Source organism: Nonomuraea sp. NPDC050733 (genome assembly GCF_040654215.1).
Taxonomy (GTDB): Bacteria; Actinomycetota; Actinomycetes; order Streptosporangiales; family Streptosporangiaceae; genus Nonomuraea.
The window spans coordinates 1-22,075 of the sequence record NZ_JBFAHO010000014.1; the positions used below are offsets into that span (position 1 = coordinate 1).

21 protein-coding genes and 1 pseudogene are annotated in these 22,075 nt (G+C 73.1%); 4 read left to right on the top strand and 18 right to left on the bottom strand.

Going from position 1 to position 22,075, the window contains the following annotated elements; all coding sequences use genetic code 11:
- From AB0H64_RS22510 to mraZ, 3 genes and pseudogenes are all read right to left on the bottom strand, one after another.
- Positions 1-559, bottom strand: a pseudogene (locus AB0H64_RS22510) (hypothetical protein); the annotation flags it as partial.
- The gene (gene rsmH / locus AB0H64_RS22515; protein ID WP_357627543.1) at positions 543-1,487 is read right to left on the bottom strand and encodes a 16S rRNA (cytosine(1402)-N(4))-methyltransferase RsmH; all 945 of its coding nucleotides are present in this window, start codon (positions 1,485-1,487) and stop codon (positions 543-545) included. The gene rsmH and the pseudogene AB0H64_RS22510, both read right to left, overlap by 17 nt.
- A 259-nt stretch (positions 1,488-1,746) precedes the next feature.
- On the bottom strand, positions 1,747-2,178 hold the full coding sequence (gene mraZ / locus AB0H64_RS22520; RefSeq protein WP_253765269.1) for a division/cell wall cluster transcriptional repressor MraZ: 432 nt from the start codon (positions 2,176-2,178) through the stop codon (positions 1,747-1,749).
- 395 nt (positions 2,179-2,573) lie between these two features.
- On the opposite strand from mraZ, the gene AB0H64_RS22525 reads away from it, so the two are divergent.
- The 3 genes from AB0H64_RS22525 to AB0H64_RS22535 are packed head-to-tail and all read left to right on the top strand — an operon-like array spanning position 2,574 to position 7,449.
- On the top strand, positions 2,574-3,632 hold the full coding sequence (locus tag AB0H64_RS22525) for a MoxR family ATPase (protein ID WP_357627545.1): 1,059 nt from the start codon (positions 2,574-2,576) through the stop codon (positions 3,630-3,632).
- Positions 3,629-4,891 (top strand): DUF58 domain-containing protein, encoded by a 1,263-nt coding sequence (locus AB0H64_RS22530; protein WP_357627548.1) that lies wholly within the window; start codon positions 3,629-3,631, stop codon positions 4,889-4,891. Before AB0H64_RS22525 ends, AB0H64_RS22530 begins: the two co-directional genes overlap by 4 nt.
- The gene (locus AB0H64_RS22535; RefSeq protein ID WP_357627551.1) at positions 4,888-7,449 is read left to right on the top strand and encodes a DUF3488 and transglutaminase-like domain-containing protein; all 2,562 of its coding nucleotides are present in this window, start codon (positions 4,888-4,890) and stop codon (positions 7,447-7,449) included. The genes AB0H64_RS22530 and AB0H64_RS22535 overlap by 4 nt, the downstream gene beginning before the upstream one ends.
- Positions 7,450-7,702: 253 nt before the next feature.
- On the opposite strand, the gene AB0H64_RS22540 is transcribed toward AB0H64_RS22535, so the two are convergent.
- From AB0H64_RS22540 to AB0H64_RS22590, 11 genes are all read right to left on the bottom strand, one after another.
- A complete protein-coding gene (locus tag AB0H64_RS22540; protein ID WP_357627553.1) occupies positions 7,703-8,098 on the bottom strand; it encodes a DUF3040 domain-containing protein in 396 nt (131 codons plus the stop codon).
- A gap of 212 nt (positions 8,099-8,310) precedes the next feature.
- On the bottom strand, positions 8,311-9,552 hold the full coding sequence (locus tag AB0H64_RS22545; RefSeq protein WP_357627556.1) for a DNA polymerase IV: 1,242 nt from the start codon (positions 9,550-9,552) through the stop codon (positions 8,311-8,313).
- A gap of 43 nt (positions 9,553-9,595) precedes the next feature.
- A complete protein-coding gene (locus tag AB0H64_RS22550; protein WP_357627558.1) occupies positions 9,596-10,348 on the bottom strand; it encodes a methyltransferase domain-containing protein in 753 nt (250 codons plus the stop codon).
- Between the two features lie 212 nt (positions 10,349-10,560).
- Positions 10,561-10,971, bottom strand: a complete 411-nt coding sequence (gene nusB / locus AB0H64_RS22555) for a transcription antitermination factor NusB (protein WP_357627561.1) — start codon at positions 10,969-10,971, stop codon at positions 10,561-10,563.
- 1 nt (position 10,972) lies between these two features.
- Positions 10,973-11,533, bottom strand: coding sequence for an elongation factor P (gene efp, locus AB0H64_RS22560; protein WP_357627564.1), 561 nt, complete (start codon positions 11,531-11,533; stop codon positions 10,973-10,975).
- Between the two features lie 25 nt (positions 11,534-11,558).
- Positions 11,559-12,608 carry a Xaa-Pro peptidase family protein gene (locus AB0H64_RS22565; protein ID WP_357627566.1) on the bottom strand — a complete coding sequence of 350 codons (1,050 nt, stop codon included), beginning with the start codon at positions 12,606-12,608 and terminating at the stop codon, positions 11,559-11,561.
- Between the two features lie 14 nt (positions 12,609-12,622).
- Complete coding sequence (locus AB0H64_RS22570) at positions 12,623-14,119, bottom strand: protein kinase (protein ID WP_357627568.1); 1,497 nt, start codon at positions 14,117-14,119, stop codon at positions 12,623-12,625.
- Positions 14,120-14,239: 120 nt separating this feature from the next.
- Complete coding sequence (locus tag AB0H64_RS22575) at positions 14,240-14,554, bottom strand: antitoxin (RefSeq protein WP_357627571.1); 315 nt, start codon at positions 14,552-14,554, stop codon at positions 14,240-14,242.
- Positions 14,555-14,708: 154 nt separating this feature from the next.
- Positions 14,709-16,007: a dicarboxylate/amino acid:cation symporter gene (locus tag AB0H64_RS22580; RefSeq protein WP_357627574.1), complete on the bottom strand. Its 1,299-nt coding sequence runs from the start codon at positions 16,005-16,007 to the stop codon at positions 14,709-14,711.
- 115 nt (positions 16,008-16,122) lie between these two features.
- Complete coding sequence (locus AB0H64_RS22585; protein ID WP_357627576.1) at positions 16,123-16,245, bottom strand: putative leader peptide; 123 nt, start codon at positions 16,243-16,245, stop codon at positions 16,123-16,125.
- A gap of 50 nt (positions 16,246-16,295) precedes the next feature.
- Complete coding sequence (locus AB0H64_RS22590) at positions 16,296-17,336, bottom strand: LLM class F420-dependent oxidoreductase (RefSeq protein ID WP_357627579.1); 1,041 nt, start codon at positions 17,334-17,336, stop codon at positions 16,296-16,298.
- Between the two features lie 108 nt (positions 17,337-17,444).
- Between AB0H64_RS22590 and AB0H64_RS22595 the strand changes: the two genes are divergently transcribed.
- Positions 17,445-18,344, top strand: a complete 900-nt coding sequence (locus AB0H64_RS22595; RefSeq protein ID WP_357627582.1) for an endonuclease/exonuclease/phosphatase family protein — start codon at positions 17,445-17,447, stop codon at positions 18,342-18,344.
- 42 nt (positions 18,345-18,386) lie between these two features.
- Here the strand turns inward: AB0H64_RS22595 and AB0H64_RS22600 are convergent, their stop codons facing one another.
- Genes AB0H64_RS22600 through AB0H64_RS22615 form a run of 4 tightly spaced genes read right to left on the bottom strand, consistent with a single transcriptional unit; the run spans position 18,387 to position 22,002 of the window.
- Positions 18,387-18,962, bottom strand: coding sequence for a nucleotidyltransferase family protein (locus AB0H64_RS22600; protein ID WP_357627585.1), 576 nt, complete (start codon positions 18,960-18,962; stop codon positions 18,387-18,389).
- Entirely contained in the window at positions 18,959-20,050 is a 1,092-nt protein-coding gene (locus tag AB0H64_RS22605; RefSeq protein ID WP_357627588.1) for an XdhC/CoxI family protein, read from the bottom strand. Before AB0H64_RS22605 ends, AB0H64_RS22600 begins: the two co-directional genes overlap by 4 nt.
- On the bottom strand, positions 20,043-21,149 hold the full coding sequence (locus AB0H64_RS22610; protein ID WP_357627590.1) for a VWA domain-containing protein: 1,107 nt from the start codon (positions 21,147-21,149) through the stop codon (positions 20,043-20,045). The genes AB0H64_RS22605 and AB0H64_RS22610 overlap by 8 nt, the downstream gene beginning before the upstream one ends.
- Positions 21,142-22,002 carry a MoxR family ATPase gene (locus AB0H64_RS22615; RefSeq protein WP_357627935.1) on the bottom strand — a complete coding sequence of 287 codons (861 nt, stop codon included), beginning with the start codon at positions 22,000-22,002 and terminating at the stop codon, positions 21,142-21,144. The genes AB0H64_RS22610 and AB0H64_RS22615 overlap by 8 nt, the downstream gene beginning before the upstream one ends.
- Positions 22,003-22,075 lie beyond the last annotated feature (73 nt).

Genomic DNA, 22,075 nt, shown 5'->3' on the forward strand with positions numbered 1-22,075 from the left:
CCGGGTTCTCCGAGAGGCTTTTGCTGCCCGCTCCTTCGCGCACCACTTCGTCATAGGCGCCAGCCCAGTCCCACATCTCGTACGGGGCGGGCCGGGTGGCCGGCTCGCCGGACGGCCGGGCGGGCGGCGCGGCCGGGGCCGTGCCGCCCGGCGCCATGCCTGCCTGGCCCGTGCCTCCCGAGCCGGTGAGCGTGCGGGAGCCGTTCTTCGGCGGCTGCGCAGGGGCGGCCCTGCGCCTGCCTGTGGCGCTCGCGGCGCCGCCCTTGACGCCCCCGCGCGTGGAGCCAGGCCGGGCCCCGCCCGGCCTGGACGTGCCGGGCTTGGGGTCGGGCGGCGTGAAGTCGGGCAGTGTGATCTCGGGCGTGGTGGTGCCCGAGGCGGCCTCACCGGAGGCGGCCGAGCCGGAAGCGGACGCCCCACGGCCGGACGGGCCGAGGTCGGACGCGGGCGCGCCGGGCACGGCGGTGCCGGCCGCGGCCGTCTCGGGCGCGCCGGGCTCGAGCACGGTGCCGCGGGCGGAGGCGCGCCGCCTGGTCTCCTGCTCAGTCGTGGTCGTCAACACGGATCCTCTCTGCCGCCCGAAGCCGGGCCGAGGCCGCCCGCGGGTTGCGGGCCAGCTCTTCTTCGCCGGGGAGCTCTGCCCCCCTCGTCACCAGGCGGAACCGCGGCTGGTGTGCCGGCAGCGGGACGGGGAGCCCGGGAGGGCTGGTGTCCCTGGTTCGCGCCGTGAGGACCTGCTTGGTGAGCCGGTCCTCCAGGGAGTGGTAGGAGAGCACGACGACTCGCCCACCGAGTGCCAGCGCGTCGAGGGCCGCGGGCAGTGCCGCCTCCAGGGCGGCGAGCTCCGCGTTGACCTCGATGCGCAGCGCTTGGAAAGTCCGCTTGGCGGGGTTGCCACCGGTGCGCCGGGTAGCGGCGGGAATCGCTTGACGAACGATCTCCGCAAGCCGCTTCGTCGACGTTATGGCCTCCTTGGCCCTTTCCTTGACAATTAGGCCAGCGACACGCGGTGCGAACCGTTCCTCGCCGTAATCGCGGAGGATGCGGGTTAGGTCCCCGGCTGAGTAGGTATTGACCACCTTCTCCGCCGTGAGCTCCTGCTCGGTGTCCATCCGCATGTCCAGCGGGGCGTCATAGGAGTACGCGAACCCGCGCTCGGCCTCGTCGAGCTGCGGTGAGGAGACCCCCAGGTCGAACAGCACACCGTCGACCGTCGCGCGGCCGAGGGCGGGGCCGGTGGCGGCGAGCACCTCGGCGAGCTGGTCGGAGGAGGCGTGGACCAGGGTGGTCCGTTCCACGTACGGGGCGAGCCTGCGCGTGGAGAACTCGATCGCGAAGGGGTCGCGGTCGATGCCGATCAGGTGAAGTGTGGGATACGCGGCGAGCAGGGCCTCCGAGTGGCCACCGAGGCCGAGGTTGGCGTCGACGACGACGGGCCGCTCACCGCCCAGCGCCGGAGCCAGCAGCTCCAGTACGCGGTCGAGCATGACCGGAACGTGACCGCCCGTACCTGTGGCGTCGTGCATCTCCAACCCCCCTCTCGCGTCCTTTGCTCGCGGATGACGCGGTCGGCGATCCTATCGGCCTTACCTGGGTCCCCACCCGGTGCCGCCCGGCCAGGTCCCCATCCGCACCCTCTTCGTGGAAGCCCGCCATCTGACACCGGGGAAGGTGCATCAGCTGGCCGGCAGTGGTTGCGGGTGGAGACCTCGCCGAACGACATCTCCGACGGATCAACCGTGACTTCTACAAGATCCCTGGCAGCACCTCCTCCGACAGATCGGCGAACGCCTGCTCTTGTGCGTTGAGGTAGGTGTCCCAGGCCTGCGCGTCCCAGATCTCCAACCGGGTGTTGGCCCCGATGACGACGCAGTCGCGTTGCAGGCCGGCGTACTGGCGCAGGCTCTGCGGGATGGTGATGCGGCCCTGCTTGTCGGGGGTCTCGTCGGACGCACTGGCGAAGAAGACGCGGCTGTAGTCACGCACCGCCTTGGCGGTGACCGGGGCGGTACTGAGAGCCTCGGTTATGCGCTGGAACTCCTCCACGGGAAAGACGTAGAGGCATCGCTCCTGGCCTTTGGTGATCACAAGACCCTCCGCCAGCTCCTCACGGTACTTAGCCGGCAGGAACAGCCGTCCCTTGTCGTCCAGACGCGGTTGATGGGTGCCGAGGAACATCGGCTCCACCTCCCGTGCCTAGTGAAGCGCTCGACGCTGGCGCACCGGCTCTCCACTGCGCACCACCATACTCCACTTCTCCCCACCGTCAACTGATTCAACCCCATGTCGCGGGCCGATCGGCCCGCGTTTTCGCAGGTCAGAGAGGTGGAGCGCAGTGGGGGGTGCGGAGGGCGCGCCGGCCGTGGCGGGCGTGTCGAGGGGGTGGGAATAGCCGCCGGAGAACGGAAGGAGCGCGCGCAGCCACACGCGTGGAGGAAAGTGGGGCGCGCATGGTAGCCCCGATGTCACCGGATTCGCACCGCTATGACATGAGAACAGGACACTGTCCAAGTTCTCTGGAAAATCGGCAAATGTCGCCCCAGAACCCGCAGCATCGTAGGGTCGTACACACAATGGAAAAGGAACGGCATGGCTCCCGCAATGGCTCCGCCGCCGGCCGGGACGACCGTCGCACTTCTTCTCATGGAGGCCTGGTGGCAGTTACCCATGACGTCCCGCACCAGCTCGAGGAGCTGGTCTCCACCGCGCACCGGATCCGCGAGGCCATCGAGTCGGTCGTCGAGGGCAAGAGCGACGCCGTCCGGCTGACCCTTACTGTGCTGCTCGCCGAGGGTCACCTGCTGATCGAGGACGTCCCCGGCGTCGGCAAGACCATGCTGGCCAAGGCGCTGGCGCGCTCCATCGACTGCCCGGTGCGCCGCGTGCAGTTCACCCCCGACCTGCTGCCCAGCGACATCACCGGCGTCAGCGCCTACAACCAGCAGACGCGCGAGTTCGAGTTCAAGCCCGGCCCCGTCTTCGCCAACATCGTGGTCGGGGACGAGATCAACCGGGCCTCGCCCAAGACGCAGTCGGCCCTCCTCGAATGCATGGAGGAGCACCAGGTCACGGTCGACGGCGTGACGTACCGGCTCGACAGCCCGTTCATGGTGATCGCCACGCAGAACCCCATCGAGATGGAGGGCACCTATCCCCTGCCCGAGGCGCAGCGCGACCGCTTCACCGCGCGCGTCGCGATGGGATACCCGGAGCCGCACGCCGAGCTGGAGATGCTCGACGTCCACGGCGGCGCCTCCCCGCTGGACAAGCTGGAGCCGGTCGCGACCACCGCCGAGGTGCGGGCGCTGATCGAGGCGGTGCGCGGTGTGTACGTGTCGCAGCCGGTCAAGAAGTACGCCATCGACCTGGTCGTCGCCACCCGCCACTCCCCCGACCTGCGACTCGGCGCCTCCCCCCGCTCGACGTTGCAGCTCGTCCGCGCCGCGAGGGCGCACGCTGCGCTCTCCGGCCGCGACTACGTCATCCCCGACGACCTGCAGGACCTGGCCGTGCCCGTGCTGGCGCACCGGCTGCTGCCGAGTGTCGAGGCCCAAGGCCAGCGCCGCCACCCGGAGCAGGTGGTGACCGACCTCGTCAGGCGCGTGCCCGTGCCGGAGACGCGCGCCTCATGAGAACCGGGCTGCGGGCGCTCACCGCGAGGGGCCGGTCGTTCCTCGCCTCCGGTGTCGCGGCGCTGGTGATGGCGGTCCTGCTGGGCGAGAACGACCTGTTCAGGATCGGGGTGCTGGTGGCGGCGCTGCCGCTGCTGGCCGCGATGGTGGTGGCGCGCACCCGGTACCGGCTGAGCTGCGCCAGACGGCTGGACCCCGCCAGGGCCGAGGTGGGCGGGGAGGCCACCGTGACCCTCCGCCTGGAGAACGTCACCCGCCTGCCCACCGGCCTGCTGCTCATCGAGGACACGGTGCCGTACGCGCTGGGCGTGCGGCCCCGGTTCGTCCTGGACAAGGTCGAGGCCCGCGGCATCCGCGAGATCGACTACCGGGTCCGCTCCGACCTGCGCGGCCGTTACACGATCGGGCCGCTGTCGGTGCGCATCGCCGACCCGTTCGGGCTGGTGGAGCTGTCGCGCGCGTTCACGATCGCCGACACGCTCGTGGTGACACCGCAGGTCGTGGCGCTGCCGCACGTACGGCTGTCCGGCGAGTGGACGGGCGGCGGCGACAGCCGCACGAGGAGCGTGGCCGCGGCCGGCGACGACGACGTGGCGCCGCGCGAGTACCGGCAGGGCGACGACCTGCGGCGGGTCCACTGGCGGTCCACGGCCCGGCGCGGCGAGCTGATGGTGCGGCGCGAGGAGCAGCAGTGGCAGAGCCGCGGCGCGCTCCTGCTGGACACCCGCCGCCACGCCCACCGCGGTGAGGGGCCGCGCTCGTCGTTCGAGGTGGCGGTCTCGGCCGCGGCCTCCATCGGCGTGCACCTCGCCCACGAGGGCCTCGGCCTGCGCCTGGTCACCGACCAGGGCGCCGAGCACCTGACGGACGCGGGCCTGAGCTGGTCGCTGCTGGACACGCTGGCCGTGGTACGGCAGAGCCCGGTCCGCTCCCTCGACATGGCGGTCTCGGCGCTGCGGCAGGGCGGCGGCGACGGGCTGGTCGTGGCCGTGCTCGGCTCCCTCGACCCGGAGGAGGCCAGGGAGCTGGGACGGGTGCGGCACAGCGGCATCACGGGGGTGGCGGTGCTGCTCGACGTGAACACCTGGGACGGGAGCGAGCCCGGCTCGGACGAGGACTACCACGCGGTGGAGACCGTGCTGACCGGCTACGGCTGGCGCATCGTGCGACTGCCCGCGGGCACCTCGATCGCCTCCGTCTGGCAGTCCGCCGCCAACCGCGACAGATACGCGTTCAGCCCGGCGGGAGGTGCGGCATGAGGTTGTCGGTCGCCGCCGCGGTGGCCACGTTCTGCTCGTCGATCCTGCTCTATCCGCTGTTCGAGGGTGGTTCGTGGTTCTGGGGGACGCTGGGCGCGGTGCTCGCGGTCCTGGCCGCGAGCCTGCTGAGCGGCCGGCTGTCGCTGCCCGTGTGGGCGGCGCCGCTGGTGAGCCTGCTCGCGCTGTGGATCTACCTGACCGCGTCGTTCGCCTCGGACAAGGCGTGGGCGCTGGTCGTGCCGACCAAGGCTTCCGTGGTGGAGCTGGGCAGGCTGCTCGCGGCCGGGTGGGACGACATCCAGCGCTTCGCCGCGCCGGTGCCCGCCAACACCGCAATCACGCTGCTGACCTGCGGCGGTGTGGGGCTGATCGCCGTCCTGGTGGACCTGCTGGCGGCGCGGACGCGGCGGGCGGCGCTGGCCGGGCTGCCGATGCTGGCGCTGGTCACGGTGCCCGCGACGATCCTGTCCGACCCGATCGCCTGGCCGGCGTTCGTGATCGCCGCGTCCGGGTTCCTGGGGCTGCTCATGGCCGACGGCCGGGAGCGGGTGGGCCACTGGGGGCGGGCGGTGCTGGTGCGCCGCACCACCCGCGCGGCCTCCCCCCGGGCCCAGGCCGCGGTCCGCGTGCGGGAGACCGCCGACACGCGGGGGCTGCGGCTGTCGGGCAAGCGGATCGGGTTCGCCGCGGTGGTGATCGCCGTCCTGGTTCCGGCCGCGCTGCCGGTGATGGAGCCGGTGTCGTTCTTCACGTTCGGCGTGGGCGGCAGGGGCCGGGGCGCGGGCAACTCGATCAGCATCGCGAACCCGATCGCGAGCCTGAGAGGCCAGCTGAACCTGCCCGAGCAGCGGGTCGTGCTGTCGTACACCAACAGCGACGACAAGCCTCGCTACCTGCGAATCTATGCGCTCGACACGTTCGACGGCGAGCAGTTCGGCATGACCGACCCGGAGGGCTCGCCGGACAACCGGACCGAGAACGGCCCGCTCCCGCCGCCGCCCGGCCTCGGACCGGGGGTGCCGATCGCCGACGTGGTGAGCGACATCCGGATCAGCGACGAGATCGCGAAGCTGTCGTTCCTGCCGCTGCCGTACCCGCCGAGACAGGTCCGCGTGGAGGGCGACTGGCGGGCCGACGTGGACACCCTCATGGTCTTCTCGACCAGGAAGGAGGCCGCCGCGGGCCTGGAGTACGAGGTGAGCACCAGCGAGCCCGTGCCGACCAGCGCCCTGCTCCGGTCACTGCCGCGGTCGACGGCCGGGGTCGACGCCCGCTACCTGCGGCTGCCGGACAACCTGCCACCCAAGATCCGGGAGCTGGCCCAGGAGATCACGAAGGGCGCCCGAACCCACTACGATGCGGCGGTCAAGCTGCAGGAGTTCTTCACCAAGACCGGGAACTTCACCTACAGCCTGCAGACCCAGGGGCACGGCAACTCGGCGCTGGAGGACTTCCTGCTGCACAGCCGGGCCGGGTACTGCGAGCAGTTCGCGATGTCGATGGCGGTGCTGGCCAGGCTGACGGGCATCCCGGCGCGGGTGGCGATCGGCTACACCGGCGGCACGAAGATCGGCGACCGCTGGACGGTCGGGACGAACGACTCCCACTCCTGGCCCGAGCTGTATTTCGAGGGCGCGGGCTGGCTGCCGTTCGAGCCGACGCCGGCCGGCTCGCTGGGTCAGGGCAGCGCCCGCGTCCCCGCGTACACGGTGCCGCCGCCGGACCCTGTGAGTGACAGCTCCACGCCGACACCGGGCGCGACGAGCAGCTCCGCCGACGAGCCGCTGTCGCCGCAGTCCCGGCAGAACCTGCGCGAGCTGGACCGCGAGGCCAGGCTGCTGCCGGGCGGGTCGCGGGCGGAGGAGGAGTCGACGCCGCTGATCGCCCAGGTGGGCATCGGCGTGCTCGTGCTCCTGCTCCTCCTGCTCGTGCCGGCCGCGCTGCGGCTGCTCACGCGCGGTCGGCGGCTGCGCCGCCTGGACGGCGGGAATCGGGCGTCGGACACGTCGTCCCGCGCGGACTCCGGTACGGGAGCCGGCGCCGGAACGGGTGCGGCCCCAGGGACCGGTGCGGCAGCAGGGACCGGTGCGGCAGCAGGGACCGATGCGGCAGCAGGGACGGGCATGGGCGTGGGCGCGAGGAGCGGGAGCGGGCGGCGGCCGTCCGTGGCGGCCGTCTGGGCCGAGCTCGACGACCTGCTGCTGGACTACGGGCTGGAGCGCGGCACCAGTGAGACGCCGCGGGCGCTGGCGCGCAGGCTGGCCGAGCGGTACGAGTTCGACGCCGACGCGGCGGCGGCCATCACGTCCATCGCGTCAGCGGTGGAGCGGTCGCTGTTCGCCCGCTCGCCCGGCGAGATCGGCCCGGTGCGGCAGGACCTGCGCACGGTGCGGAAGGCTCTGGCGGCTACGGTGTCGCGCGGCAGGCGGCTGCGGGCGCTGCTGCTGCCGCCCTCGACGCTGCGCAGGGTGCGGCTCATGGGCGAGCGGCTGCTGGACGGGTTCGACCGGCTGGAGAGCCTGCGGCTGCGGCGGACGGCGGCCGAGAAGGGTTCGTGACGGGATCGTGCGGTCGTTCCCTGGGGGACGGCCGCACGATCACGCGGAGGCGATTCGCCGGCGAGCGCTGCTGGGGTGAGCCTGCGGCGGACGCGCGTGAGGAGTGAGCGAGCGCGCTTGGGATGGAGGAGCCGTCGGCGGGCGCGCGTGGGGGCGTGGTGGCCCGGCGGTGCCGGGCCTGGCGGAACGGCCGGCGGCGCCGGGCCCGGCCGTGCGGCCCGGCGGGGATGCCGGGCCTGGCCGATGGGAGGGGTCAGCGCTCGTCGTGGCGGCGGCGCCAGCGCTCTTCCATACGCTCCATGAACGTGCCCCGGCCGCCTCGCCGCGCCGCCGGCTTACCCGGGGCGGGAGCGGAGCCGGTGGCGGTGTCCACGAACCCGTTCATGCGTTTCCAGCTGGACAGGCCCCACAGACACGCGGCGAGCATGACCACGAAACCGCCGACGCCGAGCGGAATCAGGTTGATCACCACACCCACCATGAGGAGCACGACACCGAGAGCAAAGCCGACGGAGGCCTTGATCAGGCGGCGCTTGTAATGGCTGCGGGGGTCACTGATCCTGACGGTGTTGGCCCACTTCGGATCCTCGGCGTAGAGTGCCTGCTCGATCTGGTCGAGCAAGCGCTGCTCGTGCTCAGAGAGCGGCACGGCGCCTCCCAAGGACGGCCCCAGTACGGGGAAGACGGCAACGGACGACACGGGGTGTCCGGACCTCGCGGTCGGTTATCCCCAGAATACGAGGCTGTAGACGTAGGCGAAAGCAAACGTCCAACGCAGACCAAACCGGAGGTGACGTCATAGCTCCATTGTGGGTCATCTAGGCACCACTCCCCACACTCCCCCCAGGTCCCGACATGGCGTCATGCTTCCATTTCATCAAGTCTTCCGCGCACAAGCGACGCCGGGAGTACCGCATCCGGCCCGAATCTGCGGATCGCCTTGTCCATCGCGCGTTCGGCCTCCCGCCATCCCGTCTCCCGCTCGCCGAGGCTGAGCTGCCGCGCCGCGGAGTCGGCCGGCCTGAGGTTCTCCATCCTGACACCGACGAGGCGAAGGCGCACCCGGTCCAGCCCGGCCGCCTCGAACAGCTCGCAGGCCGTGGCATAGATCTCCTGGGCCACGTCGGTCGGCTCCTTGAGGGTGCGCGAGCGGGTGATGGTGGTGAAGTCGGCCCGGCGCAGCTTCACGCTCACCGTCCGGCCCACGTGCCCGGCCGCCCGCATCCTGCCCGCCACGCGCTCCGACAGGCGCAGCAGCTCCCGCCTGATCGCCTCGGGGTCGTCCACGTCGGCGGCGAACGTCTCCTCGTTGCCGATGCTCTTGTCGGGCGCGTGGGCGGTGACGGACCGCTCGTCGCGGCCCCACGCCAGCTCGGCCAGGTGGCCGCCGGCGGCCTGCCCCAGCTCGCGCCGGAGGGTGGCGGGCGGCACCCGGGCCAGGTCGCCGACCGTGCGGATGCCCAGCCGTACGAGCGCCTGCTCCGTGCGCTCGCCGACACCCCACAGCGCCGAGACGGGCAGGGGATGCAGGAACGCCACCACCTCGGCCGCCGGCACCACGAGCAGACCGTCGGGCTTGCACTGCTTGGAGGCGAGCTTGGCGACGAACTTGCTGCTCGCCACCCCCACCGAGCACGTGATGCCGTAGCGGTCACGGACCTGCTCGCGGATCATCGCGGCGATCCGCGCGGGCGGCCCCAGCCGGCGCCGGGCGCCGCCGACGTCGAGGAACGCCTCGTCGGAGGCGATCGGCTCGACCAGCGGGGTGATCGCGTGGAAGATCTCCATGACGCCCCGGGACACCTCGGAGTACTTCCCGTGGCTCGGCGGGATGATCGTGGCCTGCGGGCACATCCGGCGGGCCCTGCTCATGGGCATCGCCGAGTGCACGCCGTAGGCCCTGGCCTCGTAGGTGGCGCTGAGCACCACGCCCCGGCCGGCGGGCGAGCCGACGATCACCGGGCGGCCGCGCAGCTCCGGCCGCTCCAGCAGCTCGACGCTCGCGAAGAACGCGTCCATGTCGACGTGCAGGATCGGGCAGCCGCTGTCATCGACCCCGGTCCGCGGAGCGGGGCCGATGCCGGTGATCTGCTTGCGGGACACGTCCTCGATTCTATCCGAACACGAGTGCGAACGCCCGGCGGGTTCAGCTCCGCCGGGCGAGAACGTGCAGTTGCGTGGCGATGTCGCGCAGGACGGGGTGGCCCGCGGCGGCCTGCTCCAGCGCCACCAGCGCCTCGGCCGCGCCGGGCTCGCCGTCGACCAGCCGGCTGGGCACCAGGTCGGCGAAGACCCGCACGCCGTGGACGGCCCCCACCGCGAAGCCGGTCGCCGCCAGCAGCTCGGACAGGGCCTCGGCGGTGTAGCGGCGCGGGGTGGGGTCGCGGTCGCCCCAGCGGCCCTCGGGGTCGGCGAGCGCCGTCCGGGCCTCGTCGAAGTGGCCGGCCAGCGCGCGGTGGAGGGCGGCCGCCACCGGGTTGGCCGTCAGCACGCTCACCGCGCCGCCCCGGCGCAGCAGGCCCGCGACGGCGGTCATCGCGCCGATCGGGTCGTCGACGTACTCCAACACGCTGTGGCACAGCACCAGGTCGGCGCCGTCGCGGTCGAGCAGGTCGGCCAGGTCGGCCGCGTCGCCCTGGAGCCCGCGCACGCCGACGCCCTTCTCCTTGGCCCGGCGCTCCAGCGCGGCCAGCGAGTCGGGGCTCGGGTCGACGACCGTGACGGTGTGCCCCAGCTCGGCCAGCGGCACGGCGAACCCTCCGGTGCCGCCGCCGGCGTCGACGATGTCCAGCCGGTCGCGCCCGGTGGCCTCTCCCAGCCGGGCCAGCTCGGCCAGCAACGCGTCCCAGACGACGGCGGTCCGCACCGCCGGGGGCCTCGTGACGCCTTCAGCACGCAACCTCGGCTCGCCTCCTTCTCGCTCCTCCGACCCGCCCCAGCCTACGCCGTCCCGGGCCTCCCACGTTCCCGCCACGTCCGCCCCGGTGCCGCCGCAGCTCCGGGAGCGGGGACGGTGTCAGGGCATGGGGGTCAGGGAGGCGGGGTCAGGGCACAGGGTGGGCCCGCGTCGGGGCGGCGCGCAGGGATACGGGGCTGTACGAGACTTACGGGTCAGAGGGTCAGGCTGGGCTTGAGCTGCTTGAAGCGGGCCAGCAGCCCGTTGACGAACGACGGCGACTCGTCCGTCGACAGCTCACCGGCCAGGTGGACCCACTCGCTGATGACCACGCCCTCGGGCACGTCGGGCATCCAGAGCAGCTCGTAGGTGCCGCCGCGCAGGAGGTTGCGGTCGACGGCGGGCATGCGCTCCAGCGTCCAGCCCTCGGCGTAGGTGGTGATCAGCTCGTCGATGCGGGCCCGGTGGCGGGCGACGCCCTCGACCAGGGCCGAGGTGTACTCGTTGACCGGCGGCTCCTGCCGCTCCACCCGCTCGGCGAGGATCTTGAGGGGATCCTCGCCGCGGATCTCGGACTCGAAGAGGATGTCCAGCGCGCGCCTGCGTGCCTTGCCTCGTGCCGACACCTCAGGCCCGGCCGAGGTATTCGCCGCTGCGGGTGTCGACCTTGACCTTCTCGCCGGTCGTGATGAACAGCGGCACCTTGATCTCGGCGCCGGTCTCCAGCGTGGCGGGCTTGGTGCCGCCGGTGGAGCGGTCGCCCTGCAGGCCGGGCTCGGTGCTGGCGATGGTCAGCTCCGCCGCGGCGGGCAGGTCGACGTAGAGGGCGGCGCCCTCGTTGAAGGCGACCGTGGCCAGCGTGTTCTCCAGCATGTAGTTGGCCGCGTCGCCGACCGTGGTGGCGGACACGTTGACCATGTCGTAGGTCTCGGTGTCCATGAAGACGAAGTCGTCGCCGTCCCGGTAGGAGTACTGCATCTCGCGCTTGTCGACGTTGGCCACGTCGACCTTCACGCCGGCGTTGAAGGTCTTGTCGACGACCTTGCCGGACAGCACGTTCTTGAGCTTGGTGCGCACGAACGCACCGCCCTTGCCCGGCTTGACATGCTGGAACTCCACGACGGCCCACAGGTCCCCGCCGTCGAGCTTCAGCACCATGCCGTTCTTGAGGTCGTTGGTCGTCGCCACTCGTTTTCTCCCGCGTGCGGCCGCTCTAAAGGACGAGCAGCTCCTTGGTCGTCTTCGTGAGGAGTTCCGGCTCGCCCTCACGTGTCACGAGGGTGTCCTCGATGCGAACGCCGCCCTGACCGGGGAGGTAGACCCCCGGCTCGACGGTGATCGGAACTCGATCCTCTAGTCTACCGGTCCGCGAAGGGCCCAGGAACGGCTCCTCGTGGATCTCCAGGCCGACGCCGTGGCCCAGGCCGTGCCGGAAGTGGCCGCCGTGGCCGGCCGCCTCGATGACGGAGCGGGCCGCCGCGTCCACCTGCCGGACGTCGGCGCCGGGCTCGAGCGCCTCCCGGCCGGCGCGCTGGGCGTCGGCGACGAGGTCGTACAGCTCCCGCTGCCACGCGGCGGGCTCGCCGAGACTGACGGTACGGGTCATGTCGGCGTGGTAGCCCTCGTACTGGGCGCCGAAGTCGAGGGTGACGAGGTCGCCGGCCCGCAGCGGCCTGGTGGTGGGGATGTGGTGGGGCACGGAGCCGTTCTCGCCGGCCGCGACGATCGAGTCGAAGGCGGGCCGGGCTGCGCCGAGCTCGGCCATGCGGGCCTCCAGGAGGTGGGCGACCTCCCGCTCGGTCAGGCCGGGCGCGATGGCGCGGCAGACGTCGGCGAAGGCCTGGTCGGTGATGGCGCAGGCCGTACGGAGGAGCTCCAGCTCGTCCTCGTCCTTGACCGCGCGCAGTCCCTCGACGACGTGCTCCAGCGGGACGAGGGCGTCGCCGCCCAGGCGGTCGAGCAGCCGCCGGTACGTGGCGACGCTCATGCTCGCGGCCTCGATGCCCGTCCCCGGCACGGCCAGCGCCCCGGCCGTGTCGACGGCCTCGACGACCGGCACGTCCAGGGCCTGCGCCCGCTCCACGTACCGGTTGTCGGTGGCCAGCCTCGCCGAGCCGTCGGCCCCGACGAGCACGGCGGCGTTGGAGCTGTCGAGGCCGGTGAGGTAGCGCACGTTGACGCGGGAGGTGACGAGGAGGGTCTCGACGCCGTGGGCGGGCAGGGCCGCAGCCAGCCTGGCCCGCCGCTCGGAGAGGATCGTCATGGCGTCAATGTACGTCAGAGCCGCCAGTCCCCCAGGAAGTCGGGCAGCGGGCCGGAGGACGGCACCTCGCCCCGGGCCTGGGCCTGCCTGAGCTCGGCCATGATCTCCTTGATCTGGTCGCGGCCCTTGGAGTCGCGGCCCCGCTCGAAGCTCTTGGCCGCTTTCCTGATCTCCTTGACGGCCTTGTCGGCGACCCGCGGGTTCATGTCGCCGACGGCCCGCTGGGCCGTCACGGCGTTGTCGAAGGCCCACAGCCACGCCGACCACCCGCCCGGCGGGACGACGCCGGTGGTCAGCGTGGCCTTGGGCTGTCCGGTCTCCTGGAGGGAGGTGGGCTCCTCCGACGGGGTCACGACGAGGGGCGTGGACCGGGTGGGAGCGGGGGCCGGGGTCGTGGGCTCGACGGTCTCGACGCCGGCGGAGGGGGTGGGGGCGGCGGCGCGCTCCTCCTTGGCGCCGCCCCACACGACGAACGCCACGGTGACGGCCGCGATCACGGCCACGGCGGCGCCGAGCTGCAGGAACAGCCGCCGGTTGGAGCCGGTGTCACGCCCGTCGCCCGGCACCGCGTCGTAGACGGCGGTGTCGCCGCCACGCGGCGGCGGCTGCTGGAACGCGCCCGGGGCCGTGGCGCCCGGGACCGCGCCGGGAACCGCTGGTCGCGGGCCGTGCGGGGACGCGCCCGTGGCCCGCGGCGGGGCCGTGGGAGGGGCCATGGCGCCCGTCACGGGGGGTGGGGCGGTCTGGGGACGGGGGCGGGCGATGGCGGCCAGCGCCCGCCGTACCGACTCGCCGCCGGAGGGGCGCGAGGCGGGGTCCGCGGCCAGGAGCGAGAGCACCAGCCGGTCCAGCTCGGCGGGCACCTCGGGGCGGTGGCGGCTCGGCGGCGCGGGCTCGGCCCGCCCCTCCTCAGCGGCGCCCCCGGGGCCCGGGGCGTCCTCGAACGCCGGGCGGCCGGACAGCAGCTCGTAGCAGACGCACCCCAGGGCGTACAGGTCCGAGGCGGGCTCGGCCGGGCGGCCGGCGGCCTGCTCGGGGGCGGTGTACCGGGTGCCCGGCGCGGCGAGCCCCGCCAGGCCGAACCCGACGACCTTGAGCACCCCGCTGCCGGCCCGCCGGAAGGCGTCCGGGTCCACCTGCCCGTGCACGACCCCGGCACGGTGGGCGGCGTCCAGCCCGGCGGCGGCCTGGCCCACCAGGTCGCACGCCTCGGCGATCGGCAGCGGCCCGCGCGAGCCCAGCTCCTCCCGCAGGCTCTCGCCGCCGAGGTACTCCATCACCAGGTACGGCGTGCCGTCCTCGTCGCCCACGTCGAGCACCATGGCGACGTTCGGGTGGATGACCCGGGCCACCGCCTCGGCATGCCGCTGGAGCACCTCCCGCGTGGCGGCGCCCGGCCGGAGCAGCTGCACGGCCACGGTCCAGTCGGCACGCGTGTCGTACCCCCGCCACACCTCTCCCATCGGCCCGTTGCCGATGCGCTCGTCGAGCCGGTAACGGCCAGCGACCATGGACGGCGCTTCCTCCGACATATCCCCGCCAATAACTCCAGAAACGGCATTTTCGACCCACCATAGGGCCCCAGCCGTCCTCCGAAGCGCGGATTCAGGAGCGCACCGCCGCCGGCCTGCTCAGGGACGCGGGGGCCGCGGCGGCCCGCCGCCCTCCTCCGGTCCCTCCGGCCGTTCCGCGGACTGCCCCCCGACCTGCCCCTCGGCCCGTCCCTCGGCCCGTCCCGCGTCGGCCGGCGCCTCGCCGGTCCGGCCCTCGCCGCCGTCCTGGTAGGTGCGCTCGACCGCGTCGAAGCCCTGCCCGATCTGCTCGTCGTACTTGTGGCCGGTTCGTTCCTGGACGAACTGCTCGGCCTTGCGGAGCGCCTCGTCGGTCTGCGTGGAGTGCTCCTTCGCCACGTCCTTGGCCTTCTTCAGCCATTCGCCGATACCCATGGCCTGACCTCCTCCACTGCCTCGGTGACTGGCGTACCCGGCAAACGGAGCGATCCTCGTCGGACAGGTAGATATCCCGCCCAGGGGCCGGAGATCATCAGACAGCGCGAAGGGCGGGAAGCCAGTGGCTTCCCGCCCTCACACGGACTCCGGGTCAGGCCGTGGCCGGCTGCGGGGCGCGGGCCGGGCGCTCGGGCTGGAGCGGGGCGTCCAGCTCCTGCGGCGGCGCGTTGAAGACGGCCTCGTCCAGGCGGCCCTCCGAGCGGGCCACCAGCACCGGCACCACCATCTGGCCCGTCACGTTGGTCGCGGTGCGGATCATGTCCAGGATGGGGTCGATCGCCAGCAGCAGGCCGACGCCCTCCAGCGGCAGGCCCAGCGTGCTCAGCGTCAGCGTGAGCATCACCGTCGCCCCCGTGAGGCCGGCCGTGGCGGCCGAGCCGACGACCGAGACGAACGCGATCAGCAGGTACTCCCCCACCCCCAGCGGCACGTTGAAGACCTGGGCCACGAAGATGGCGGCCAGGGCCGGGTAGACCGAGGCGCAGCCGTCCATCTTGGTGGTGGCGCCGAACGGCACCGCGAAGGAGGCGTAGTCGGCGTCCACGCCGTTGCGCTCGATGGTGACGCGCTGGGTCAGGGGCAGGGTGCCGACCGAGGAGCGGGAGGCGAAGGCCAGCTCGATGGCGGGCCAGGCGTTGCGGTAGAAGGTCAGCGGGTTGACCTTGCCCCAGACGGACAGCAGCACCGGGTAGACGGCCAGCAGCACGATGAAGCAGCCCACGTACACGGCGACGCTGAACTTGGCGAGCGGCGCGAGCAGCTCCCAGCCGTACGTGGACACGGCCTTGCCGATGAGGCCGGCGGTGCCGATGGGGGCCAGGCGGATCACCCACCACAGCGCCTTCTGCACCAGCTCCAGCACGGAACGGCTGAGGGCGAGGAACGGCTCGGCCTTGTCGCCGACCGCGAGGGCGGCGGCCCCGAGGACGGCTCCCAGGAAGACGATCTGGAGGACGTTCATCTCGGTGAAGGCGGTGAAGACGTTGGTGGGCAGGATGCCGGTGACGAAGTCGAGCCAGGTGCCGGCGCCCTCCAGATCGGGGGCCTTGGCGGCGCCGGTGTCGAGGGTGACGCCCTGGCCGGGGTTGATCACCAGGCCGAGCGCGATGGCGAAGGCGACGGCCACGGCCGCGGTGACGAGGAACCACAGCAGCGTCTTGGTGGCCAGCCGCGCGGCGCCGTTGACGTTGCGCAGGTTGGCGACGCTGACCAGCACGGCGGTGAACACCAGCGGCGGCACGGCCACCTTGAGGAGCTGGACGAAGATCTGGCCGACCTTGGTCAGGGTCTCGGCGAGCCAGGCCACGTCCCAGATCTTGGCGACGAAACCGAGGGCGACGCCGAGGGCGAGGCCCAGCAGCAGTTGCAGGGAGAAGCTGAATCTCTTCACGGAAGGAGGACTCCGGAGGTGCGGACGGCACGGCGGTGCGCACGTCATGCGGGCAGGGAGGTGGCGCCTGGGGTGGCGTTGAAGGGGATCGGCGATCTAGCGCGTCAGAGCGCGATCAGCGACAGATGGCCCCGAGCACCCGGCACAGGTCGATGTGCAGGCGCTCTACCAGCCACACGATGACCACGGAAAACCTCACGAGTCTGTCCAACACACCGCGACTCCGGCCGTATTCCACGATCCGGAGTGATCGGCGTCACAGTCGTGTCACAGGCGAAGGCGGCCCCGTCAGCCGGCGATGTCCTTGATCTGCTCGATGAGCCGCATCCGCTCCTCGTGCGTGCGGCCGAGCGGCGCGACGTTCAGCGTCGTCACGCCCGACTCCTTCATCGCCTGCACGCGGTCGCGCACGAAGCCCTCGCTGCCGATCAGGGAGATGCTCTCCAGCAGCTCGTGGGGCACGAGCGCCGCGGCCTCGTCCTTCTTGCCGTCGAGGTACAGCTCCTGGATCCGCTCGGCCTCCTTCTCGTAGCCGTAGCGGCGGGCCAGGTCGTTGTAGAAGTTGCGGCCCTTGGCGCCCATGCCGCCGATGTAGAGGGCCGCCATCGGCCGCCCGAACTCCAGCAGCCCGGACACGTCGTCGCCGACGGCCAGCGACGCCTGGGCGATCACGTCCAGTTCGCCCAGCTCGGGGTCGCGCCTGGCCTTGCCGGCGGCCAGGGAGTCGCCCCACACCGCCCCTGCCTTCTCCGGCATGTAGAAGATCGGCTCCCAGCCCTCGGCCAGCTCGGCGGCCAGCTCGACGTTCTTCGGGCCGATGGCGGCCACGACGATGGGGATGCGCGGGCGCACCGGGTGGTTGATGAGCTTGAGCGGCTTGCCGAGGCCGGTGCCCTGGCCGGCCGGGAGCGGCAGCGTGTAGTGCCGGCCCTCGTACTGGACGCGCTCGCGCCGCCACACCTGGCGGCAGATCTCGATGACCTCCCGGGTACGGCCGAGCGGCGCGGTGTACGGCACTCCGTGGAAGCCCTCGATGACCTGCGGCCCGGAGGCGCCGAGACCGAGCGTGAACCGCCCGTTGGACACGAAGTCCATGCCGACGGCGGTCATGGCGAGCAGGCTGGGCGTGCGCGAGTAGATCGGCAGGATGCCGGAGGCGATCTCCAGCCGCTCGGTCCTGGCCGCGATGTAGCCCATCTGGCTGACCGCGTCGAAGCTGTAGGCCTCGGCCACGAAGACGATGTCGAGCCCGGCCTTCTCGTAGTCGGCGAGCTCGGCGACCGTCTCCTTGAAGCCGCCCGAGTAGTTGAGTGCCATGCCGATGCGCATACCGGGCTCCCGAGACCGAATGATATTCCGTTGCGAGGGCAACAGATTAGCGCGTCGGCGCGCGGTGCGGCGACCGGCTAGCCTGGTGCCGATCTCGGAGAGGGGCCGATGCTGAAGAGGGTCGTCGGGCGGATCGTGGTGGCGGCGGCGGTCGTGGTGGCCGTGGTGCTGGCGGGGCATCGGCTGATCCCCGCGATGGGCGGCTTCACACCCGTGGTGGAGAGCGTGCTCCCCTGGCTCGGCCTCGCCGTGCCCGTACTGCTCGGCCTCGCGGCCCTGGCCCGGTCGCGGGCGGCCCTCGTGGCGGCGCTGGTGCCGGGGCTGGTGTGGGCGGCGATGTTCGGGCCCGCGCTGTTACGCACCCCGCCCGGCGGGCACGCCGACCTGTCGGTCGGCACCGTCAACGTCGGCGTGACCAACAGCTCCTCCGGCACCGCCGTACGGACCATCGCCGACGGCCTCGACCTGCTGGCCGCGCAGGAGCTGACTCCCGGCGGCCCCGCCGCCAAGCGGCTGAACACCCTGTTCCCCCATCGCTACACGGTCAGCACGGTCGGGCTGTGGAGCCGCTACCCGATCCGCCAGTCCAAGCCGCTCGACGTCGGCATGGGCTGGGTGCGGGCGCTGCGGGCGGTGGTCGGCACGCCCGAGGGCGACGTCACCGTGTACGTCATGCACCTGGCCTCGGCCCGGCCCGGCCGGACCGCCTCGCGCGACGAGTCGCTGGCCGCCGCGCGCCGGCTGGTGGACGCCGATTCCAGCAAGCGGATCCTGCTGCTCGGCGACCTCAACACCGCCACCACCGACCGGGGCATGCGCGGGCTGACGCCGCCGCTGTCCGACGCGCAGCAGGAGGCGGGCCGCGGCTTCGGGTTCACCTGGCCGTCGTCGTTCCCCATCACCCGGCCCGACCACATCCTGTACAAGGGGATGACGGCGACCGAGGCCGGCGTGGCCCCGGCGACGGGCAGCGATCACCGCGCGGCCACCGCCTCCTTCCGCCTCTGACCACCCCTGGACAGCGCCTCCAACCACCCCTGGACAGCGCCTCTAACCGTCCCTGGACAGGCGCTCCAGGTCGGCCGGGGTGTCGATGTCGGCCGGATCGCCCAGGCCGTCGCACGGCACCCCGGTCACCAGCTCCGGGTGGGCCGTCAGGAACGGCCGGGCGCCGGCGTCCCCCACCGCCAGCCGGGCCACCTCGGCGAAGTCGCGCCGCGACAGCAGCACCGGGTTGCGCCGCCGCCCGCCGTACGTGGCGACGGCCAGCCGCGCGCCGCTGGCGACCAGCGCGCGGACCGCCTCCGGCCGGATGAACGGCTGGTCCACCAGGGCCACCACGACCGCCCCGGCCTCCTCGGGCAGGGCCGCCAGGCCGACCCGCAGCGACGAGCCCATGCCGGACCTCCAGCCGGGGTTGCGCACCACCACCGCGCCCCGCACCTGAACGGTCGCCGCGCCCAGCACCACCACGACCGGGTGGCAGCCGCCCTCCTCCAGCAGCCGCACGCCCCGGTCGACGAGCCGCTCCCCCTCGTGCTCCACGAGCGCCTTCGGGGTGCCGAGCCGCGAGCCCTCGCCGGCCGCGAGCAGCAGCCCCGCCACGCGGGGTGTCCCGGCGCTCACGGGCCCTCGTGGTGGATGCGGCCGGCGGTGTCGCTGAGGGGCCGGCCGGAGCCGCCCCACCTGAGCTGGATCAGCTCGGCCGCGATCGACACGGCCGTCTCCTCCGGGGTGCGGGCGCCCAGGTCGAGGCCGATGGGCGAGCGGAGCCGGGCCAGCTCCTCCTCCCGCAGGCCGGCCTCGCGCAGCCGGACCAGCCGGTCCTCGTGGGTGCGGCGCGAGCCCATCGCCCCGACGTACCCGGCCGGGGTGCGCAGCGCCACCTCCAGCAGCGGCACGTCGAACTTCGGGTCGTGCGTGAGCACGCAGATGACCGTGCGCTCGTCCACGCCGACCGAGGCGAGGTAGTCGTGCGGCCACTTGACCACGACCTCGTCGGCCTCCGGGAAGCGCTTGGGCGTGGCGAAGACCGGCCGGGCGTCGCAGACCGTCACGTGGTAGCCGAGGAACTTGCCGAGCCGGGCCACCGCGGCGGCGAAGTCGATCGCGCCGAACACCAGCATGCGGGGCGGCGGCGCGAACGAGTGGACGAACACGGCCAGGTCGTCCAGCCGCCGCTCCCCCTGCGGGCCGTACCGCCTGATCCCGGTGACGCCCTGGGCCAGCATGCCGCGGGCGTCGTCGTCCACGGCCTCGTCGAGCCGGTCGAGGCCGAGCGTGCCGGACGAGCGGCCGGGCCAGACGACGCGGCGGGCGCCGACCCGGCCGGGCCCGGACACGACGGTGGCCACGGCGACCGGCTCGTGCTCCTCGACCGAGCGGGCGATGTCGCCGAGCTCCGGGAACGTCTCGGCGGACACCGGCTCGACCAGGATGTCGATGATGCCGCCGCAGGTCAGGCCCACGGCGAACGCGTCGTCGTCCGTCACGCCGTACCTCTGCAGGACGGGCTCGTCGATCTCGGCGGCCAGCTCGAAGACCGCGCCCTCGACGCACCCGCCCGACACGCTGCCGACCACCTCGTCGCCGCGCACCGCCATGGCCGCCCCCGGCGGCCTCGGCGCGCTGCTGAACGTACTGACCACGGTCGCCAGCCCGAACCTGAGCCCCGACCGCCACCACCGCATGATCTCCGGCAGCACGTCACGCATGGGCGAGCCTTTCGCTGAGTGCCTCGTAGGCGGCCAGGCTGTGCCCGGCCACCAGGTCGTCCAGGTACGGCAGCACGGCCCGCATGCCCCCGGTCAGCGGCTCGTAGTCCTCGTACCCCTTGTGTGGGTTGACCCAGATGACCCGGTACGCCTGCCGGGCGAGGCGGGCCACCTGCGCGCCCAGCAGGCTCGGGTCGCCGCGCTCCCAGCCATCCGAGGCGATCACCACGATCTGGCCGCGGGCGTGGTGGCGGACGAGGTACTCCCGCAGTTCCTCGCCCAGCCGGGTGCCGCCGCTCCAGTCGGGGATGGCCCGGGACGCCTCGGCCAGCGCCGTGCCGGGGTCGCGGTGGCGCAGCTCGGCCGTCACGGGGGTGAGGCGGGTGCCGACCGAGTAGACGCGGGTGGCCCGCGGCTCGCCGCGGACCAGGGCGTGCGCGAAGCGCAGCAGCGTCTCGGCGTACGGGGCCATCGACCCGCTGACGTCGACGAACAGGACGACGGGGCGCGGCCGGACGGTGTGCGTCCTGTGCAGCAGGCGGGCCACGTCGCCCTTGCGCAGCGTCTCGCGGAGGGTGCGACGCTGGTCGAGCCGGCCCCTGGAGGAGGGCTCGAACCGCCGGGAGCGCCGCGGCGCGCGTCCGGCGCGCAGCATCGACAGCAGCCGGTGCACCTCGGCCCGCTCGGCCTCGGTGAGGGCGGCCACGTCGCGGTGGCGCAGCAGCTCGGTACGGCTGGCGCTGCCGGGCGCGCTCTCGCCGCCGTCCTCCTCCCCGTTGTCGTCGCCCGTGTCGTCGCCCGGGTCGTCGTTCAGGGCGAGGGTGTGCCGGGTCACGGTCACCGGGGCGGCGCGGCGGTCGGCGGTGTGACCGCCGAAGTACGCCTGGAAGCAGCGGTCGTAGCGCGGCAGGTCGTCGGGGCCGGCGCAGAGGGTGAAGCGGCCGGCCCAGTAGACGTCCCGGGGCCGGGCCACGTCGAGGTGGTCGAGGGCGCGCAGCAGGGTCCGGGTCCGCTCGTGGTCGGCGCCCACGCCGGCGGCCCGCAGCGTCCGCGCGAACCCGGTCACGGTGGCGGCCAGCCCGTCGAGCGCCTCACCCATGTCGCAGCAGCCCACCGGACAGGACGCTCTCCACGTCCTCGCGGTACTTGAGCGCGGCCCCCAGCGTGGCGGCGGCCCTGGCCGGGTCCAGCTCCCTGGCGCCGAGCGTGAGCAGCGCCTCCGTCCAGTCGAGCGTCTCGGCGACTCCCGGTGGCTTGACCAGCCCCGCGCCCCGCAGCCGGGCGGCGGCCCGCGCGACCTGCCCCGCCAGCGTCTCGGTGCACTGCGGCAGCCGGCGCAGCAGGATCGCCACCTCCCGCTCGAAGCTCGGGTGCTCCAGCCAGTGGTAGAGGCAGCGGCGCTTGAGCGCGTCGTGGACCTCGCGGGTGCGGTTGGAGGTGACCACGACGACCGGCGGCGTCTCGGCCCGCACGGTGCCGAGCTCGGGGATGGAGATCGTGAAGTCCGACAGCACCTCCAGCAGGAACGCCTCGAACTCGTCGTCGGCCCGGTCGATCTCGTCGACCAGCAGCACGCTCGGGCTCGTCTCCAGGGCCTTCAGCAGTGGCCGGGCGAGGAGGAAGCGCCGGTCGTAGATCTCGCCCTCCAGCCGGCCCACGTCGGTGACGCCCGCGGCCTCGGCCGCCTTGAGGTGGAGCAGTTGCCGGGCGAAGTCCCAGTCGTACAGGGCCTGGGCGGCGTCGAGGCCCTCGTAGCACTGCAGCCGGATCAGCGGCGCCTCCAGCAGCGCGGCGAGCGCCTTGGCCAGCTCGGTCTTGCCGACGCCGGCCTCCCCTTCGAGGAACAGCGGCCGGCCCATCCGCAGCGCCAGGAAGGCGGCCGTGGCCAGCCCCTCGTCGGCGAGGTACGCCTGCCGGTCGAGCAGCTCGGCGAGCGTGTCCGGCGACTCGATGCCCGCCCTCGCGCCCGCGCTGATGCCCGTTCTGCTGCCGACCGCGCTCTTCGCCTCACCCGTCCGCCCCAGC

Excerpts from the sequence above, each read along its gene's own strand:
- AB0H64_RS22525 (WP_357627545.1), top strand. The coding sequence starts at position 2,574 with ATGGAAAAGGAACGGCATGGCTCCCGCAATGGCTCCGCCGCCGGCCGG.
- AB0H64_RS22570 (WP_357627568.1), bottom strand. The coding sequence starts at position 14,119 with ATGGTCGCTGGCCGTTACCGGCTCGACGAGCGCATCGGCAACGGGCCG.
- AB0H64_RS22535 (WP_357627551.1), top strand. The coding sequence starts at position 4,888 with ATGAGGTTGTCGGTCGCCGCCGCGGTGGCCACGTTCTGCTCGTCGATC.
- rsmH (WP_357627543.1), bottom strand. The coding sequence starts at position 1,487 with ATGCTCGACCGCGTACTGGAGCTGCTGGCTCCGGCGCTGGGCGGTGAG.
- AB0H64_RS22590 (WP_357627579.1), bottom strand. The coding sequence starts at position 17,336 with ATGCGCATCGGCATGGCACTCAACTACTCGGGCGGCTTCAAGGAGACG.
- AB0H64_RS22530 (WP_357627548.1), top strand. The coding sequence starts at position 3,629 with ATGAGAACCGGGCTGCGGGCGCTCACCGCGAGGGGCCGGTCGTTCCTC.
- AB0H64_RS22610 (WP_357627590.1), bottom strand. The coding sequence starts at position 21,149 with ATGGGTGAGGCGCTCGACGGGCTGGCCGCCACCGTGACCGGGTTCGCG.
- mraZ (WP_253765269.1), bottom strand. The coding sequence starts at position 2,178 with ATGTTCCTCGGCACCCATCAACCGCGTCTGGACGACAAGGGACGGCTG.
- AB0H64_RS22565 (WP_357627566.1), bottom strand. The coding sequence starts at position 12,608 with ATGACGATCCTCTCCGAGCGGCGGGCCAGGCTGGCTGCGGCCCTGCCC.
- AB0H64_RS22595 (WP_357627582.1), top strand. The coding sequence starts at position 17,445 with ATGCTGAAGAGGGTCGTCGGGCGGATCGTGGTGGCGGCGGCGGTCGTG.
- AB0H64_RS22575 (WP_357627571.1), bottom strand. The coding sequence starts at position 14,554 with ATGGGTATCGGCGAATGGCTGAAGAAGGCCAAGGACGTGGCGAAGGAG.
- AB0H64_RS22605 (WP_357627588.1), bottom strand. The coding sequence starts at position 20,050 with ATGCGTGACGTGCTGCCGGAGATCATGCGGTGGTGGCGGTCGGGGCTC.